We start from the raw sequence: 17,245 nt of genomic DNA, 5'->3' as shown, positions 1-17,245 counted from the left end.
GTTGTTGTCGAGGAACGCGATCAGGGGGGATACGGGTCAGCCGCCATGAAGCGCGCGCGTTCCGTAGCGTACGGTGATCCGCTCCTCGGGAAAGTCGTCGAAATTCAGGTCCAGATTCATGCCGGGCCAGTGGAACTGGGCGCGCCCCGCCTGGGGGTGGTAGACCGCGGTATAGACGGTCCCCAGGCCACGCCGGTAATCGTGACGGAACAGCGGCGGGGCCGAGAAGGCCGCGATGAACCGCTCCTCGGTAGTGGCCTCATCGTCCACCAGGATCGATAGCTGGCGTTCACGAATCAGGGTCTCCGAGGCGAGGGCATGGGCGTACCACTCGATCTTCTTCTGGTGGTTGGTGGCCACCGGCACGCGGCGGATGCTGGCGCGGCGATCCGGGCCGATCATCGCCGTCACATAGCGGCCAGCGGCATCGGCCACGGTGATGTTGTAGGCCATGTGGGTGGGCACCCGGGCCAGCACCTCGGAAGCCTCGAGCACGGTGTCACAGAACTCCAGCAGGTAGCGCAGGATGATCGGCGCACCGAAGCCCTCGCCCACCGCCTTGCGCCCGCCGAAGGCCAGAGACACGGCGAGACCGCGGTCGTTCATGCCGTCGAGCACGCCCCACAGGCAGTCGGACATGGCAATCACTCGCCGCTCGTTCCAGTGGGTGTAAAGGATCGTGCCTTCACAAAGCTCGGGCGGGTAGTCGTAGTTGCGCGCCAGCACCGTGGATTCGGGGCTGGCGAGCACCGCCTGAGAACAGCCGGTGATATAGGGCGGTGGCTGGTAGAGGCTCAGGAATCGCGCGGCCAGGTCGCCGCCACCGGCCAGGTCGCAGAGGGCGCGATAAGTACCGAGCAGCTCCGGCATGTGGCGGCGCAGGGCATTATAGCAGGCAAGATAGCCTGGCCGCTCGCGCTCTCCCTCACTGAGGTACCACTGCTCGTAGGCCGGCCAGTGATAGGCGAACAGCGCCTGCCACCGCGGACCGGCCGTATCTTCACGCAGAGTCCGGAAATCGAGCATCTTGTCCATGTCGGCCGTCGGCACCTCCCGGGGCGGCAGAGAAACGGTCCCGGAACTCACAGTATCTTGAAGTTGCCACCGCCGACGGCATGGCTGACGGCCACCTCCTGCACGACCGGGTCCTGCAGTGACTGGCCGGCATACTGACCGCGGATGCCCTCGATCCAGGCCTTGGCGCGCTCGTTGAGCTGGAAATCATCATCCATCAGCCGCCCCCGAGTGATCAGGATGCCCAGATCGGCCCCTTCATAGCGGAAGTCGCCCGCCCCGCTGATGCGCAGGAAAAAGCCCTCGCTGTCGTTCTCGGCGGCATGCGGGTGATAGCTGTAGTGGTCATAGCTGACGCTGCCGTCGCCGGCCATTTTCCAGACACCGGTGCGGGGTGCGGTAGTGAGCAGGTCGACGCTCTCGTCGGTGTGCTTGATCACCAGCTGGCTCCAGCTGTCGACGCTCTCGGGGTGCGCCCAGCGCTCGTTGATCTCGTTGATGTCGAGGTCGAAGTCGACGTCCGAGAACTCCAGCAGGTGGAAGAGAAACAGCGGGATGTCCGAGTGGGCGAAGGCGGCCACGTTGGTCAACGAGCTGGCGCCGGTGACCCGGGGATTGAGTTCACCCAGATAGACCTCGCCGTTGTCCATGTCGATCAGGAAGTCGAGCTCGAAGTAGCCGCGGTAGCCCTCCTCACGCAGCGCCTCACCGAACTGGAAGGTATATTCCCGCGCCTTGTCGCGGATCGACTGATCGAAGGCGCCGGAAAACATCTCATTACCGCACCAGCCGCCCTTGTAGGGAGTCAGCGTCTTGAAACCCACCAGCTCGGTCATCAGCGGGCCGACCACGGTGCCACAGCGGGTGGCACAGGCCTCGATGGCCGAGCCGCGGCAGTTGATGCGCTTCATGATCTTGACCTCGGCCTCGGCCTCGATCTCCTCGGCATGCTTGTAGTAGTCGTCCTCACTGGAGATGAAGAAGGTGGTATGGCCGGAGTCACCGAAGGCGGTCTGTACCACCAGGTCGTTACCCAGCTCCTTGCTCACCTCGCAGAGCTCCTGGTAGCTGCCCACCTTGGCCAGCACATTGGGCACGCTGGGCACGCCCGCCTTGTTGCCGATGCGAACCGTCTCGATCTTGTTGTCCATCCGGCTGCGCAGATTCGCCGGGGGGAACGCCACGCGGAGCCCGAGCTGCTTGCAGGTCTCCTCGGTATGCTCGTCGAACATCAGAAAGGCGGCCACGCCGGCATTCTCGCCGTCCGCCCGTGACTGGATGTAGTCGATTACCTCCTTGTGCTCGAGAAGGTAGTTGTTGATGTCCTCGATGCTCTCGAAATCGCGAGGGAACTTCTCCTTGGGGACGAAGACGTTGCGCTGCTGTCCTTCGAAGCAGTCGATGTAGTTGATGTGGCGAAAATTCCCCACCCAGTCGCCAATGCCCAGCAGGTTGAAGTTGGTGGCCGAGATGAAATAGATCGGCTCCTTGTTGTTGCGAAAGTGGCGGCGGACATCGGCGATGCTTGTTATTTTGCTCATCATGGTCGCTCCATCATTGACGGGGGAGGCGTCGGGCGCCTTGCGCGCGGCAGGGGCTGCCGGGGAATTACCGAACAGACGGCGCAGCAGTCGAACAAGTGGCTCCAGCACGGGATCTCCTCTTCTTTATGCTGCACTGCCCGCAGGCGAAGGGTTAGTACTCCTCGACGTCGGCGCGCAACGGCTTCTGCAGCGGACCGAGGGTATCGAGGAAGGGGCTCGAGCGTGTCTCGCTGCGGTAGAGCGAGAAGTCGACGGACCGGTCACGGAAGCTCTTCAGCGGCTGACCGAGGCCGCGCAGACCGGTCTCGCGCTCCCGGCGCACGCGGTTCATGTCGACCTCGATGGGCATGACCTCCTCACCGGTGCCGGCCTGATGGATGACGTCGCCGGAAGGGCCGACCACGATGGAACGACCGTTGCCGAGGGCGCCGGCGCCGTTGATATCGAAAAAGTAGCACTGGTTGACCGCGGCATTGGTGCGAGCGATGGACAGCTCGATATCACGGTCGATGGTGTCGGTCATGGTCGGGTGAAGGATCACCTCGGCACCCATCGCGGCCAGGGTACGGGTAGTCTCGGGGAACCACATGTCGTAGCAGATCGAGACCCCGAAACGCGCCACGTTGGGCACATCGAAGGTGACGAACTCGCTGCCGCTCTCCACCCCGGCCTCGTAGGGCCGGAAGGGAAACATCTTGCGGTAGCGGGCCACCACCTGGCCGTGGGGATTGATGACCGAGAGGGTATTGAAAATGCCATCCTCGGTATGCTCGAACATGGAGCCCGGAATCAGCCAGATGCGATGCTGCTCGGCGATCTGGCAGAACAGGGCCTCGCTGCTGCTGGGCATCGACTGGGCATGGTGAGGCGAGGCCCCCATGGGCATCAGCTCGCTGAACAGGACCATCTGCACCTGTGGGAAACGGCTCATCAGCACGTCGATCCGGTGGCGCATGGCCTCGGTGTTGTCACCATGGTGCAGGGCGTGCATCTGCACCCCGGCAATCGTGAAATAGGACATCTTGGTCTCTCTGCGTCAGGCGATCTCGGAAACTTCCAGGGCGCTATCGAATAATGTTCCGGCACCATCAGGAGCATGCCGGTGGGATCGCCCGGCCGGGTGAACCTGAGTCCACCCCCTGTTAACAGCTTATGCCACAAGGTCCGCAGTGTTATCAACGTTGAAATTTCGCTAGGAGCCTGTCGGGTTTAACCGATCGTAGCGAGAGAGACGGATTTCGAGACAAATTTATCGATCTGATGAGGCGAATAGCCCGCTATTTAACGAATCAGATCGAATGAAGTTGGCCGAAAGACCGGCTTTCGCAGTAGATCAGCGTTAAGTCCGACAGGCTCCTAGGAGCCTCAGGCCAGTTCATCTGGCGAGAAGCCGGGGGCCGGGCGTTTCACCGTCTTGGTGACGATATAGGTAAAGTAGCGCTCGATACCGGCTTCCCCGGTCAGCCAGGCATCCATCAGTCGCTGATAGGCATCGATGGAGTCGGTCTCGAACTTGATCAGGTAATCGACACCTCCCCCCACGGCCACGCACTCGGTCACCTCGGGGGTGGCGTGGACCAGCGCCTCGAAACGCGCGAAGCTCTCGGCATTGTGCTGCTTAAGCTCGATCTGCACCCACACCGGGGTACGCTTGACCAGCGCTCCGGCATTGATCCGTGCGCTGTAACCCTCGATGATGCCGGCCTTCTCGAGCCGGCGAACCCGCTCCCAGCAGGGGCTGACCGAGAGATTGATCGCCTCGGCGAGCTTCGACTTGGTGATGCGGCCGTCGCGGGAGAGGATCTCGAGGATCTTCAGGTCATAGCGGTCGAGTTTCATGACAGGGTATCGACGATATCGGCAATCACCGCGATGGTGTCTCCCATGTTGACCCGCGCCGGATGGCGTCGCGCTGCCAGTACGCCATCGCGCCCGGCACGATATTCCACCGGCGCGGTGCCGCTGCGCATCGGATCAAAGACACGGGCCACCACCTCGCCCTTCTCCACCCGCTCGCCGAGGGCAAAGCAGAGTTCGAGCACGCCCGCGTGCTCGCTCTGCACGTAGCAGCTGGCATCGGGCATATCGAGATAGACCTGGGGCTCGGCCGGCATTTCCAGCTCGCCGGCCATCAGGCCGTAGTGCACCAGGAAGTTGCGCACGCCGCGCTCGGTGATCGCCATGCTCTGTGGCGTGGAGGTGCCCCCGCCGCCCAGTTCGGTGGCCACGAAGATCTTGCCCTGGCGCTCCACCGCGGTGTCGAACAGCGCCGCGGCGTCGAGCTCGAACATCACCATGGCGTAGGGGGCGGCGAAGGCCTTGGCGCCTTCCAGGGCCTGGCGCTGCTGCTCGGCATCCTCCAGCACGTGGGAGGCGCCGAAGGGGATGATGTCCAGGGTGCGCCCACCGGAGTGCAGGTCGAGAACCACGTCGCTCATCGGGACCATCACTCGGGTGAAGTAGTCGGCGATCTTCTCGGTCACGCTGCCATCCGGGTCGCCGGGGAAACTACGATTGAGGTTACCGCCATCTAGCCCGGAGGTGCGCTTGCCGGCCATCACCGCCGGCTGGTTCATGCAGGGCACGATGATCACTCGGCCGCGAACATCCTCGGCCTTGAGTGAGCTCGACAGCTTGAGCAGCGAGGTGATGCCTTCGTACTCGTCGCCGTGGTTGCCACCGGTGAGCAGCGCCGTGGGACCCTCGCCATTCTTGACCACGGTGACGGGGATCATCACCGCCCCCCAGGCGGAGTCGTCCACGGAGATCGGCAGCTTGAGGAAGCCGTGCTGGACGCCGTCGGCGTCAAAGTCGACGGTGGCGCTGATGGGGCTGGGACGCTTGGTCATGTCAGGGGACTCCTTGTTCTCATGCGGAAGACGATACCACTGCCGCTGCGTCGCTCGGGGCTGACCCGGCGACAGGCCTGCGAGGAGGCGCTGTAAATACCTCCCTGTACGCTACCGACGCCATCCATGGCGTAGGACCTCCTCTTCGGCCTGTCCCCGGCGCCCCCGGTTGATCGTTGAGGAATACTCGGTTTCTACTCACTCAGCGTACGAACAATTGGCGTGGGAAGTCGGCCAGGGTCTCGCAGCCGGTCTCGGTAATCAGGATGCTCTCGGTGATCTCCAGGCCCCAGTCGTCCTCCCACAGGCCCGGCATGAAGTGAAAGGTCATGCCCGGCTGCAGGATGGTCTCGTCGGAGGGGCGCAAGCTCATGGTGCGCTCGCCCCAGTCCGGGGGGTAGCTGATGCCGATGGGGTAGCCGCAACGCGCGCCGCCGCGGTCGAAGCCATACTTGTCCATTGCGGAACCCAGCGCCATGGCAATGTCCGCGGTGCGATTACCCGGCTTGGCCACTGCCAGGCCATTCTCGATGCCCTCGAGCAGCGCTGACTCGGCGCGCACGAACTCCTGGGGCGGTCTGCCCAGAAAGACGGTCCGCGACATCGGGGCATGGTAGCGCTTGAAGACCCCGGCGATCTCGAAGAAGGTGCCCTCGCCCTCGCGGAACGGCGTGTCGTCCCAGGTCAGGTGGGGGGCGGCGGCGTCACTGCCGGTGGGCAGCATGGGCACGATGGCGGGGTAGTCGCCGCCGTAGATCTTGCCCTGCTCGTCCCGCCAGCCCTCGATGCCGACGCGGTAGATCTCCGAGACCAGCTTGCTCTTGGGCAGGCCCGGTTCAATCACCTCGAGGATTCGCGTGTGCATCCCCTCGACGATCTTGGCCGCCACGCGCATGTACTCGATCTCCTGGGGCGACTTGATGGCTCGACACCAGTTGACCAGCGAGTTGGCATCCATGAAGCGGGCATGGGGCAGCTCGCGCAGCAAGCTCTGATAGGCCTTGGCCGTGAAATAGTAGTTATCCATCTCCATGCCCACTACCCCCTCGTGCCAGCCACGATCGGGGAGGATGGTCTGGGCCAGGTAGTCCATGGGATGCATGTCCGGATTCTGCACATAGTAATCCGGGTAGTAGGTGATGTTGTCCGGGTCGATCCAGCAGGTCCGCAGGGCGCCGTTGGCGTCCATCCGTCGGCCATACCACACCGGCTCACCCGCCAGGCCCACGAGCACGCACTGATGCACGTAGAAGGACCAGCCGTCGTAGCCGGTCAACCAGGCCATGTTGGAGGGATCACTGACGATCAGCACGTCGATACCGCGACTGGCCATCTCGGCACGCACTTTCCACAGGCGGGTCGCGTACTCCTCACGAGTGAAGGGCAGGGAAACCTGGATCATGAAGCCACTCGCCATCGCATTATCAAGAAAATCGGCCCTCTCTGCGCTGAGAAGGCCGGGCCGGGGGCCGCATCACCATCGAAGCACCGGGCCTCATGGGGGCCGCGGGCTTTCCGGAGAGTCTATCGATTCCCCTGAATGGAGGTTACTGCCAACACACGGTAGGTGGTCAAGCATTTCATACTGCTATATCAGGGATGGCCCGTAAGCCTTGTTCGCAGCCTCGTGCGCTCCCATGATGAAAGGCCGCGACAAATCCGGGAGGAGGAGATGAAGGTACTGGTCCATATCGACGAGGCTGAACGATGGCGGGACGCCCTGGCCGAGCGCCTACCGAATGCCGAGGTATTCACCAGCAGCGCCCCGGCCGAGAAGCGCCGCGAGGCGGACTACCTGGCCGTATGGAAACCCTCCGCCGAGTTGCTCGGCGAGCCCGAGCGACTCAAGGGCATCGTCAACCTGGGCGCCGGAGTGGATGCGCTGCTGGACAATCCCGGGCTCCCCGCGGGGGTGCCCATCGTCAAGCTGCGCGATGCCGGGATGGCGGAGTTGATCGGAGACTATGTGCGCTACGGCATCCTGCACTTTCAGCGTGACTTCGACCGCTACCGCCGTCAGCAGGCTCGCCGCGAGTGGCAAGAGCATGCGCTGGTCGACAAGGCCGACTGGCCGGTCGGTGTGTTGGGCCTTGGCGCCATCGGCGCGAAGGTCGCCGCCATGGTGGCCGCCGACGGCTTTCCGGTGCATGGCTGGAGCCGCTCGGAGAAGTCGCTCGAGGGCATCAGCTGCCATCATGGCGACGCGGGGCTTGATGAACTGCTCGGCCAGGTCAGGAGCCTGGTGCTGCTGCTGCCGGACACCCCTGCGACACGCCATGTTATCGATGCCGACGCCCTGGCAAGGCTGCCCGAAGGGGCCAGCCTGATCAACCCGGGACGCGGTACTCTGATAGATGAAGCCGCCCTGCTCGACGCGCTGGGTCCCGCTGGCGAGGGCAGGGAAGACACGGAGGGCCGGCTGCGCGGGGCGCTGCTCGACGCCTTCCCGGAGGAGCCGCTGCCAGAGGCCAGCCCCTTGTGGCGCCACCCTCGGGTATGGGTCACCCCGCACATGGCCGGCCCCACCCCCCTGGGCGCGGCACTGGACCAGGTGGCCGAGGCACTTCTCGCCTTCGAGACGGGGGAAGCCATCGATACCGTCGACCCCGAGGCCGGTTATTGACCCGACCCCCTACAACAAGCGCCGGGAAGGCCGTACGCTGAAGGGGATGACACCCAATGACCTCCAGGGAGGCACAGGATGACCATGAAGGTGAACTACAGCCCCCGCGACGCGCTGCTTGTCGTGGATATGCAGAACGATTTCTGTGAAGGCGGTGCCCTGGCGGTCCAGGGCGGTAGTGGTCTGGTCCCGGGAATCAACGCCGAGATCGAGGCAGCCCAGGCGAACGGGGCCCTGGTGATCGCCTCGCGGGACTGGCATCCGGTGGACCACGTGAGTTTCACGCATCGTGGTGGCCCCTGGCCGGTCCACTGCGTACAGGACACCCCCGGCGCGGCCTTCCATCCCGATCTGGCCCTCTCCGATGACACCATCCGCGTCAGCAAGGCCACTGCCTTCGATGCCGATGCCTACTCCGCCTTCGACGGCACCGGACTCGGCGGCTACCTGAAGGAGAAGGGCATCGAGCGGGTGATCGTCTGCGGCCTGGCGCTGGATGTCTGCGTCAAGGCCACCGTGCTGGCGGCCCGCGAGGAGGGCTTCGATACCCTGTTCCTGGAGCGCCTTTCCGCGGCGGTGGACCCTGATGCCGTGGCCGAGTGCCGGCGCGAATTCACCGACGCCGGTGCCGAGGTAGGCTCATGAAGGAGTCGCTCCCGCTGCAGGTCGAGGATGGCGAATTGGCCCTGCTCACCGACCTCTATCAGCTGACCATGACCCAGGCCTACTGGAAGGAGGAGATGCACGAATGGGCCACCTTCAGCCTCTTCTTCCGCAAGATGCCGCCGACCCGCCGTTTCATGCTGGCCTGCGGACAGCAGCATGCCGCAGAACTGCTCAGCCGGTTGCGCTTCGGTGACGAGGCCCTTTCGCGCCTCGCCGACACGGGACAGTTCGACCAGGGGTTCCTCGACTGGCTGGGCAACTGGCGCTTCGAGGGCGATATCTGGACCCTTCCCGAGGGCACACCGGTGTTTGCCAACGAGCCGCTGCTGGAGGTGGATGCGCCCATCGCCCAGGCACAGCTGCTCGAGAGCCTGGTGATGAATCTGGTGCAGCTGGAGACAGTGCTCGCCTCCAAGGCGGTACGCCTGGTGTTAGCGGCACAAGGCCGCCCGGTGGTGGATTTCGGGATGCGTCGCATGCACGGGGTGGACGCCGCGGTGCGGGGTGTCCGCGCCTACCGCTCCGCAGGGCTGGCCGGCACCAGCAACGTACTCGGCGGCCTGCGCCACGACCTGGCAATCAACGGCACCATGGCGCACAGCTACATCCTCGCCCATGACGACGAAACCGAGGCCTTTCGTGCCTTCGCCCGCCACTACCCCGGCACCACCCTGCTGGTCGATACCCATGACACCCTCGAGGGCGTCCGCAAGGTGATCGAGATCATGCGCGAGGAACCCGAGGTTGACGTCAAGTCGATCCGTCTCGACTCCGGCGACCTGGGCAAGCTGGCGAAGGGAGCGCGCGCCCTGCTCGACGAAGCGGGGCACGATGACATCACCATTGTCGCCAGCAGTGGCCTCGACGAGCACAAGATCGCGGCGCTGCTCGAGGACGGTGCGCCCATCGATGCCTTCGGCGTCGGCACCCAGATGGGTGTTGCCGCCGACGCCCCGGTGATCGATCTCTCCTACAAGCTGGTGGAGTACGCCGGCACCCCGCGGGTCAAGCACTCGCCGGGCAAGATCAACCTGCCATGTCGCAAGCAGCTGTATCGCCGCCAGGACGAAAGCGGCCGCTACATCGGCGACATCATCGCCCTGCGTGACGAGGAGATTGACGCCGGCGAGCCACTGCTGCGTCAGCTGGTGCAGGGGGGACGACTCGACGAGAAGGCAATGGCGCTGGCCGAGGACGCCCGTGAGCGGGTTACGGACGCCCTCGACCGATTCCCCGAGTCCGTCAGACGGCTAGCGGAGGGCGAGAGCGACTACCCGGTAGAGTTGAGCCCGGAGCTCGAGCGTCTGCAGTCGAAGACCTGATGCCGGAGTAGTTCCAGAGAATGGCCCTGGACGTAACACTGCTGACGGTGTTCATCGCCGCCATGATCACGGCGCTGGCCACCGGTCTGGGCGCGCTTCCCTTCCTCTTCGTCAAGCAGTTCGGCAAGCGATGGCTGAGCCTGTTCAATGCCCTGGCAGCCGGCTTGATGCTGGCCGCCAGTCACAGCCTGATCAGCGAGGGAGGCACGCTCGATCCATGGTTGACCATGATCGGCATGCTGCTGGGGCTCGGCCTGGTGATCGGCTCTGACGCCTGGATTTCCCGCCATGGCTCACCGGACATCAACGAGCTCACCGGCGCCAATGCCCGCAAGGCGCTGCTGATCCTCGGCGTGATGACGATGCACTCGTTCGCCGAGGGCGTGGGGGTCGGCGTCTCCTATGGAGGCGGAGAGTCCCTGGGCGTGTTCATCAGTACCGCCATTGCCGTCCACAACATCCCGGAGGGCCTGGCCATCAGCCTGGTCCTGATTCCGCGTGGCATGTCGGTGCTCAAGGCAGGGGGATGGAGCATCTTCACCAGCCTGCCCCAGCCCCTGATGGCCGTTCCGGCCTTCCTGTTCGTTACCTGGTTCGAACCCTTCCTGCCGATCGGCCTCGGCCTGGCGGCCGGTGCCATGATCTGGATGGTGTTCGCCGAACTGGTTCCCGATGCCATGAAGGATGCCTCCGGAAGGGCGGTCGGCACCACCGTGACCCTGGCCTTCATGGCAATGTTCGCCTTCCAGCACCTTATCGACTAGGCATGCGCCCTCCCCCGATACCCGGGACACCAACGCAGCCGGGGGAGGTCGTTCTCGACCTGGCCCGGCTTTCCTCGTGTCATCCAAAAGGCAGGTGTCTCACCCGTTGGATGAAAGCACCCGCTTGCTTAGAGCGGCTGCTTGGTGGGACGGATGATCAGCTCGTTGACGTCGACGTCCGCCGGCTGCTCGATGGCGTAGGCGATCGCCCGGGCAATGGCATCGGCATCGATGGCCATCTCGTAGAGCTCATCCACGCCCTTGGCGGTGTCGGGGTCGCTGATGGTGGTGGTCAGCTCGGTGGCCACCGCCCCCGGGGAGATGTTGGTGGAGCGGATCTCCTCGCCGCCCTCCTGGCGGATGCCCTCGGAGAGCGCCTTGACCGCATACTTGGTGGCGCAATAGACGGCCGCGGACGGAAAGACCACGTGGCCGGCCACCGAGGAGAGGTTGATGATATGGCCGGCATGCTGCTCGCGCATGGTCGGCAGCACCGCGGCGATGCCGTAGAGCACGCCCTTGATGTTGACGTCGACCATCTGCTCCCACTCGTCGACCTTGAGCTGGTCCAGCGGCGAAAGCGGCATCAGGCCGGCATTGTTGACCAGCACGTCGATGCGGCCATAAGCCTCCCTGGCGGCGGTGGCCAGGGCCTCGACCTGGTCGCGATCGGTCACGTCGGTAACGCGATAGATGGCCTCGCCACCCTGCTCGACGATCGCATCGCGCAGCGCCACAAGACGCTCCTCGCGACGGGCGCCGAGCACCAGCTTGGCGCCGGCCTTGGCCAGGCGGTGGGCGGTGGCTTCGCCGAGGCCGCTGCTGGCCCCGGTAATGATGACGACCTTGCCATTGATCTCGGACATGGGCTCTTCTCCTCTGGGTTGCATCAGGTTGTAAGACCCGCGGTCGCCCCGACCGCGGGCTCTAAGGATGCAGGCCGACTATTCGGCCGGTCTCGGATTGTCTGTAGCATCGCAGCGACGACCATAAGGTTATGGAAAACGATCTCTCTGTATCGCAATTTTTAGACCAGTCTACTAAATTCAGATTACACCCATCTAAAACGACGCGGGGCAGAACATCAACTCGTCACGGGAAGTTCACTGTTCAGCACCTGGCGGAAGAGAATCGACTCGAAACACTCCATGGGCGCCAGGGACTTGACCGTCTTGGCGCGCAGGATAGCGCCTTCCCAGCCGGCCATGATAAAGCTCGCCATCGCTTCGGGATCAATATCGTCCGGCACCTCGCCGGCGCTGCGGGCCTCCTCGAGGCACGCCACCAGCCGATGCTCCCAGGCGCGAAATACCTGATCCAGACGGGCCCGGAAGACCTCGCTGCGCGCCGACAGCTCCTGGCCCAGGTTGCCGATCAGACAACCGCGGGCATGATCCCAGGAGAGCATGTCTGACTTGCCGGCGGCGAAGTAGCGGCGCAGTCGTGTCAACGGGGAGGCGTCAGTAGCTTCGAAGATCGCCGCGAGCCGAACGTCGTACTGCGCCACGAAGGCGTCGATCACGGCCAGGCCGAAATCCTCCTTGCTCGAGAAGTAGTGGTAGAAGGATCCCTTGGGGACCCCGGCCCGGCTGAGCACCGCATTGATGCCGGTGGCGTTGAACCCCTGCTCGGCGATCAGGTCGGCGCCGATCTCGATCAGCTTGTCGCGGGTGGCGTGCGTCTTCATGCCAGCAACATTAGACCAGTCGTCTAGTTACGTCAAACCACACTTGGCGTGCTCAGTCGAGCATGGCAGCGAAGCGCTTGAGCCAGGCCGGATGCGCCGGCCAGGCGGGGGCCGTGACAAGCTTGCCGCTGGCCACGGCCTGATCGACATCAATCTCTGCAAAGTCACCCCCGGCCAGGCGCACTTCCGGCGCACAGGCCGGATAGGCCGAGACCCGATGCCCCTCGAGCGAGACCGCGGCGGCCAGCAGCTGGGCACCGTGGCAAATGGCGGCCACCGGCTTGTCATGCTCGAAGAAGTGGCGGACCATCTCGAGAACCCGCTCGTCGAGGCGCAGGTACTCCGGCGCCCGCCCGCCGGGAACGACCAGCCCGTCATAGTCGGCCATCTCCACCTCGGCGAAGGTGGCATTCAGGGTGAAATCGTGGCCGGGCTTCTCGGAGTAGGTCTGGTCGCCCTCGAAATCGTGGATGGCGGTGCGAACCTTGTCACCTTCGCGCTTGTCGGGACACACCGCGTCGACCGAATGGCCCATGGCCTGTAGGGCCTGGAAGGGCACCATGATCTCGTAGTCCTCGACATAGTCACCGGCGATCAGCAAGAGTCTAGCCATGGGAGTCTCCTCGTTGGTGCGGCGGCGATAGAAGCGTCGCCCTGCAAGGGCAGCCTAGCAGCCCTTCGGAGGCCCCGCCGGGAAAAGCGCGAGTCGCGCACGGAAGGGAACCCCCGGCCGCATAAAGACTCTCATCCCTGCCCCACCGACGGCCATGGAGTCCCCGCATGCCCCCACCGTTGCGCCTGTGCCCCTCTCTCCTGCTCCTCCTGCTGGTGTTCGTCGTCAGTGCGCATGCCGCGGAGCCGCGCCCCTTCGATGCCCGCTATCGGCTCGAGGTCGCCGGCTGGCCAAGCACCACCGTCGAGCATCGCCTGAGCCGTGACGGGCTGAACTGGCAAAGCGACATGCGGGCCGCCATCGCGGTGGCTCGGGGACGTGAACGCAGCCTGTTCATCGTCGGCGAGGTGACCCGCTCGCTGTACTACGCAAGCGGCTACAGCCTGATGGGCATCGGCAAGGACTATGAACTGGGACAAGAGGCCCTGGCCCGACTGCCCGACCGCCAGGCCGCCCTGTTCGAACTCTCTCGGCGAGCCGTCGCCGACGACTGCAACCCGCCCTGCCGGCTGCGCTACCTCGACCACCGCGGTCGCGAGGAGCGGGTCGACTACCATCGGCTGGACCAACGGATCCTCGAATTGCCCGCCGGGCGCTTCGAGGCGGTCAGGGTAGAAGTCACCGAGACGGACGACCCCGAACGCCGCATGGTGTTCAGCTTTCATCCCGAGGTGCCTGGCCTGCTACTGGCCATGGAGTACCACCGCGACGGTAAGCAAAAAGGCCGCCTGGCCCTGACCGACCTGATTCTCTCCGACACCGGGCTCGCTTCCTCACCGAAGAAAAATTGACTAGAGTGAGCGGTTTTCGGTCGCCGCCGGCGGCCCCTGACCGGGAAGGGAGTCTCGATGCTGAGCGGCCTGGTGATCGTGCTGTTGCCGCTGGTGCTGGGGTATCTGGTGCCGGTGCGGGAGACCCGGTTGATGGCCCTGATCAACCGCGGCGTGAACGCCTCGATCTATGTGATCCTGCTGTTGATGGGCGTCAGCCTGGCGGGCCTGGACAATCTGGCGGGCCAGCTCTCGCGGCTGGGCGGCCAGGCCCTGCTGCTTTTCGTGGTGATCACGGCCTGCAATCTGGCGGCTCTCTGGTGGCTATCGCGTCGGCTGGGCCTGACCGCCGACCCCGCGATGGTGGTGGCGGGGGCACCCACCAGCAAGTGGGCCGCCATGGCGGGCTCGCTCACTCTGGTGGCAATGGTGGTGGCCGGCGTGGTGATCGGGCTGCTGCTGGAGTGGCTCACCGGCAGCGGCCTGTTCGCGACAGCCGAGACCCTGGCCGAAGGGGTGCTCTACGCTCTGCTGGCACTGATCGGCTGCCAGCTGCGTAATTCCGGGATGTCGCTGCGCCAGATCGTGCTCAACCGCTTCGGCCTGGCCATCGCCCTGACGCTGGCCGCCAGCTCCCTGGTCGGCGGCCTGCTCGCGGCACCGCTGCTGGACCTGGCCTGGAACGAGGGGCTGGCGCTGTCCGCTGGCTTCGGCTGGTACTCACTTTCCGGCATTCTGGTCGGCGACCAGCTGGGCCCGCTGATGGGCGGGGTGGCCTTCTTCAACGACCTGGCCCGGGAACTGCTCGCCTTCGTGCTGATCCCCCTGGTGATCCGCAAGCATGCCGCCCTGGCGATCGGCTACGGAGGTGCCACCTCCATGGACTTCACTCTGCCGGTGATCCAGCAGCACGGGGGCGTAGCCTGCGTGCCGATGGCCGTGGTCAGCGGCTTTATCCTCTCGCTGCTGTCGCCTCCGCTGATTCTCTTCCTGCTCTCGCTCTAACCCGTTGCACATTCCCTGCACAGAACCTGACCGATGGCTGCACGTCGAACGGCGAGAATACGTCACATCCTCGCCGCCCTTCGCTTCCGGAGCACGTCCATGCGCTCACCAAGCCTTCCCCAACCGGCCGTATCGCGGCTGGGCATCAAGCTGTTCGCGATCATCCTGGCGGTCAACGTGGCCATCTCCGGGCTGGTGTTCCTGGCGGTCTCGCGCAGCCTCGATCAGGGCTTCATCGAATACCTGGACCAGACCCAGACCCGCCGCGCCGAGACGCTGGCCGAGGGGCTCGGCGAGGAGTGGGCCAGCCGCGGCGACTGGCAGTGGCTGCGCCAGTCGCCGCGTGCCTGGCATCGCCTGGTACGCCACCAGCTGTGGCCCGGCGACTCGCCGCCGCCGGAGGGCATCGAGCGGCGCCTGGGTGACCCCAAGGACTTCGTGCTCCACGACGCATCCGGCCTGCCGGTGATAGGCCTGCCGCCGGATGACGACGAGCAGGCGGCGACCCTGCGCTGGCTCCCCATCGAGAGTGACGGCCAGCAGGTCGGGATGCTTGGTTACCGCCCGCCTCAGCAGCTGATGGCGCGCATGGACCGCATCTTCCTCACCCGCCAGCAGCGTAACCTGAGCATCATCGTCGCCTCCCTGGGGCTGGCCTCGCTGCTGCTGGCAGGGGGGCTCTCCTGGTGGCTGGGACGGCGCACTCGCGGCATGGCACAGGCCACGCGGCGACTCACCGAGGGCGACTACAGCACTCGCCTGGAAGAGCGCGGCCGCGACGAGCTGTCGAGCCTCGCCCACGACTTCAATGTGCTGGCCGCCACCCTGGAGGCCAGCCGCGAAGCGCGCAACCGCTGGGTTTCCGATATCGCTCACGAGCTGCGTACGCCACTGGCGGTGCTGCGCGGCGAGATCGAGGCCATGCAGGACGGCATCCGCTCCCTGGACCAGGACAACCTGCACTCGCTGGCCCAGGAGGTCGGTCAGCTGGAGCGCCTGGTGGCCGACCTGCGCCTGCTCTCGCAGAGCGACGCCGGCGCCCTGGAGGTTCAACTGGCGCCCCTGAACCTGGCGGAGAGCCTCGCCTCGCGCCTCGACGAGGCCGGTGGATGGCTCGAGGACAACGACATTCGCCTGGAGCACGAGATCGGAGGCCCGGCCTGGATCCGCGGCGACACCCAGCGGCTGCGCCAGCTCTGGAACAACCTGATCGACAACACCTGCGCTTATACTTCTGCCCCGGGGCGGCTACGCGTACGGCTCGCCCGCCACCCGGGGCAAGTGAAGGTGACCTGGGAGGACAGCGCCCCCGGCGTGCCCGAGGCCGAACTGCCGCGGCTCACCGAGCGTCTCTACCGGGTCGAGGGATCGCGTAACCGCGCCAGTGGCGGCAGTGGCCTGGGGCTGTCGATTGCTACCGCCCTGGCGCGCGCCCACGGCGCGCGCATGGAGGCCTCCCCCTCGCCGCTGGGCGGGTTATGCTGGACGCTGACCTTTCCCGCCATCGAGGACCACCCCTTCAGGGAGCATGCCGCATGAGTAACCCGGACACCGATCAGGACCAGATCTTGATCGTCGAGGATGAGCCCAAGATCGCCCGCCTGGTCGCCGACTATCTACAGGGAAGCGGCTTCACCAGCCACCACCTGGACCACGGCGATGCCGTGCTGCCCTGGCTCGAAGCCTGCCGTACGCGCCCGGAGCTGGTGCTGCTCGACCTGATGCTGCCGGGCACCGACGGCCTGACCCTGTGCCGGGAGATCCGCCAGCGCTGGCCGGCGGTGGCGATCATCATGCTCACTGCCCGGGTCGAGGAGGTCGACCGCCTGCTGGGCCTGGAACTGGGGGCCGACGACTATATCTGCAAACCCTTCAGCCCTCGCGAGGTAGTGGCCCGAACCAGGGCGGTGCTGCGGCGCAGCCGGGCGGCCAGTGAACCCGCCGCCACTGGCAGCGATCTGATTCTCGACGAGGAGGGCTGGCGGGCCCTGGCCGACGGCCACGACCTTGGGCTTACCGCCGTGGAATTCCAGCTGCTGAAGGTGATGATGCACTCACCCGGGCGGATCTTTACCCGCGAGCAGCTGATGGACCACATGTACCGCGACCATCGCATCGTCTCCGAGCGCACCGTCGACAGCCACATCAAGAAGCTGCGCCGCAAGATTGCCGAGACCTGGCCCGAGCGCGAGGTGATCCGCTCGGTCTATGGTGTCGGGTACAAGTATCAGCCGGAGGAGTGATCCCCCGGCAGATGCACGAGCTTTGCACGCTTGCTGCAAGCCGCTTGCACCCCCGGCGACGAGACTGACAGCGTCAACCCGAGGC

General features: G+C 65.2%; 17 protein-coding genes. 8 read left to right on the top strand and 9 right to left on the bottom strand.

Annotated features, from left to right (window positions below):
* Nucleotides 1-36 precede the first annotated feature (36 nt).
* The 6 genes from HALO32_RS06250 to doeA all read right to left on the bottom strand — a co-directional run bounded on the left by HALO32_RS06250 (nt 37) and on the right by doeA (nt 6,809).
* Nucleotides 37-1,035, bottom strand: coding sequence for a C45 family autoproteolytic acyltransferase/hydolase (locus HALO32_RS06250; protein ID WP_225809789.1), 999 nt, complete (start codon nt 1,033-1,035; stop codon nt 37-39).
* Between the two features lie 47 nt (nt 1,036-1,082).
* Nucleotides 1,083-2,666 carry a biotin carboxylase gene (locus tag HALO32_RS06245; protein WP_225809787.1) on the bottom strand — a complete coding sequence of 528 codons (1,584 nt, stop codon included), beginning with the start codon at nt 2,664-2,666 and terminating at the stop codon, nt 1,083-1,085.
* Nucleotides 2,667-2,709: 43 nt separating this feature from the next.
* The gene (locus HALO32_RS06240) at nt 2,710-3,579 is read right to left on the bottom strand and encodes a carbon-nitrogen hydrolase family protein (RefSeq protein ID WP_151442906.1); all 870 of its coding nucleotides are present in this window, start codon (nt 3,577-3,579) and stop codon (nt 2,710-2,712) included.
* Between the two features lie 344 nt (nt 3,580-3,923).
* Nucleotides 3,924-4,397: an Lrp/AsnC family transcriptional regulator gene (locus tag HALO32_RS06235; RefSeq protein ID WP_151442905.1), complete on the bottom strand. Its 474-nt coding sequence runs from the start codon at nt 4,395-4,397 to the stop codon at nt 3,924-3,926.
* Entirely contained in the window at nt 4,394-5,407 is a 1,014-nt protein-coding gene (doeB, locus tag HALO32_RS06230; protein WP_151442904.1) for a N(2)-acetyl-L-2,4-diaminobutanoate deacetylase DoeB, read from the bottom strand. The genes HALO32_RS06235 and doeB overlap by 4 nt, the downstream gene beginning before the upstream one ends.
* Nucleotides 5,408-5,609: 202 nt before the next feature.
* Nucleotides 5,610-6,809, bottom strand: coding sequence for an ectoine hydrolase DoeA (doeA, locus tag HALO32_RS06225; RefSeq protein WP_151442903.1), 1,200 nt, complete (start codon nt 6,807-6,809; stop codon nt 5,610-5,612).
* 270 nt (nt 6,810-7,079) lie between these two features.
* Between doeA and HALO32_RS06220 the strand changes: the two genes are divergently transcribed.
* The 4 genes from HALO32_RS06220 (at nt 7,080) to HALO32_RS06205 (ending at nt 10,782) form a co-directional block, all read left to right on the top strand.
* Nucleotides 7,080-8,030 carry a 2-hydroxyacid dehydrogenase gene (locus HALO32_RS06220; protein WP_151442902.1) on the top strand — a complete coding sequence of 317 codons (951 nt, stop codon included), beginning with the start codon at nt 7,080-7,082 and terminating at the stop codon, nt 8,028-8,030.
* A 78-nt stretch (nt 8,031-8,108) separates the two neighbouring features.
* Nucleotides 8,109-8,675: a nicotinamidase gene (locus HALO32_RS06215; RefSeq protein WP_151442901.1), complete on the top strand. Its 567-nt coding sequence runs from the start codon at nt 8,109-8,111 to the stop codon at nt 8,673-8,675.
* Nucleotides 8,672-10,018 (top strand): nicotinate phosphoribosyltransferase, encoded by a 1,347-nt coding sequence (locus tag HALO32_RS06210; protein WP_151442900.1) that lies wholly within the window; start codon nt 8,672-8,674, stop codon nt 10,016-10,018. Before HALO32_RS06215 ends, HALO32_RS06210 begins: the two co-directional genes overlap by 4 nt.
* Nucleotides 10,019-10,038: 20 nt before the next feature.
* Nucleotides 10,039-10,782 (top strand): ZIP family metal transporter, encoded by a 744-nt coding sequence (locus tag HALO32_RS06205; protein ID WP_151442899.1) that lies wholly within the window; start codon nt 10,039-10,041, stop codon nt 10,780-10,782.
* 128 nt (nt 10,783-10,910) lie between these two features.
* On the opposite strand, the gene HALO32_RS06200 is transcribed toward HALO32_RS06205, so the two are convergent.
* The 3 genes from HALO32_RS06200 to HALO32_RS06190 form a co-directional block, all read right to left on the bottom strand.
* Nucleotides 10,911-11,648, bottom strand: coding sequence for an SDR family oxidoreductase (locus HALO32_RS06200; RefSeq protein WP_151442898.1), 738 nt, complete (start codon nt 11,646-11,648; stop codon nt 10,911-10,913).
* A 218-nt stretch (nt 11,649-11,866) separates the two neighbouring features.
* Nucleotides 11,867-12,469 (bottom strand): TetR/AcrR family transcriptional regulator, encoded by a 603-nt coding sequence (locus HALO32_RS06195; protein WP_151442897.1) that lies wholly within the window; start codon nt 12,467-12,469, stop codon nt 11,867-11,869.
* Nucleotides 12,470-12,521: 52 nt separating this feature from the next.
* Complete coding sequence (locus HALO32_RS06190; RefSeq protein ID WP_151442896.1) at nt 12,522-13,082, bottom strand: DJ-1/PfpI family protein; 561 nt, start codon at nt 13,080-13,082, stop codon at nt 12,522-12,524.
* Between the two features lie 167 nt (nt 13,083-13,249).
* On the opposite strand from HALO32_RS06190, the gene HALO32_RS06185 reads away from it, so the two are divergent.
* From HALO32_RS06185 to HALO32_RS06170, 4 genes are all read left to right on the top strand, one after another.
* Complete coding sequence (locus HALO32_RS06185; protein WP_151442895.1) at nt 13,250-13,933, top strand: hypothetical protein; 684 nt, start codon at nt 13,250-13,252, stop codon at nt 13,931-13,933.
* Nucleotides 13,934-13,990: 57 nt separating this feature from the next.
* Entirely contained in the window at nt 13,991-14,917 is a 927-nt protein-coding gene (locus HALO32_RS06180) for a lysine exporter LysO family protein (protein ID WP_151442894.1), read from the top strand.
* A gap of 99 nt (nt 14,918-15,016) precedes the next feature.
* On the top strand, nt 15,017-16,456 hold the full coding sequence (locus tag HALO32_RS06175; RefSeq protein WP_151442893.1) for an ATP-binding protein: 1,440 nt from the start codon (nt 15,017-15,019) through the stop codon (nt 16,454-16,456).
* Nucleotides 16,453-17,160 (top strand): response regulator, encoded by a 708-nt coding sequence (locus HALO32_RS06170; RefSeq protein WP_151442892.1) that lies wholly within the window; start codon nt 16,453-16,455, stop codon nt 17,158-17,160. Before HALO32_RS06175 ends, HALO32_RS06170 begins: the two co-directional genes overlap by 4 nt.
* Nucleotides 17,161-17,245: the final 85 nt, after the last annotated feature.

The sequence above is a fragment of the Halomonas lysinitropha genome, from assembly GCF_902500215.1.
GTDB classification, from domain to species: Bacteria; Pseudomonadota; Gammaproteobacteria; order Pseudomonadales; family Halomonadaceae; genus Halomonas; species Halomonas lysinitropha.
Note: the sequence above shows the minus strand (reverse complement) of the source record. Positions and strands in the feature narration are given on the sequence as shown.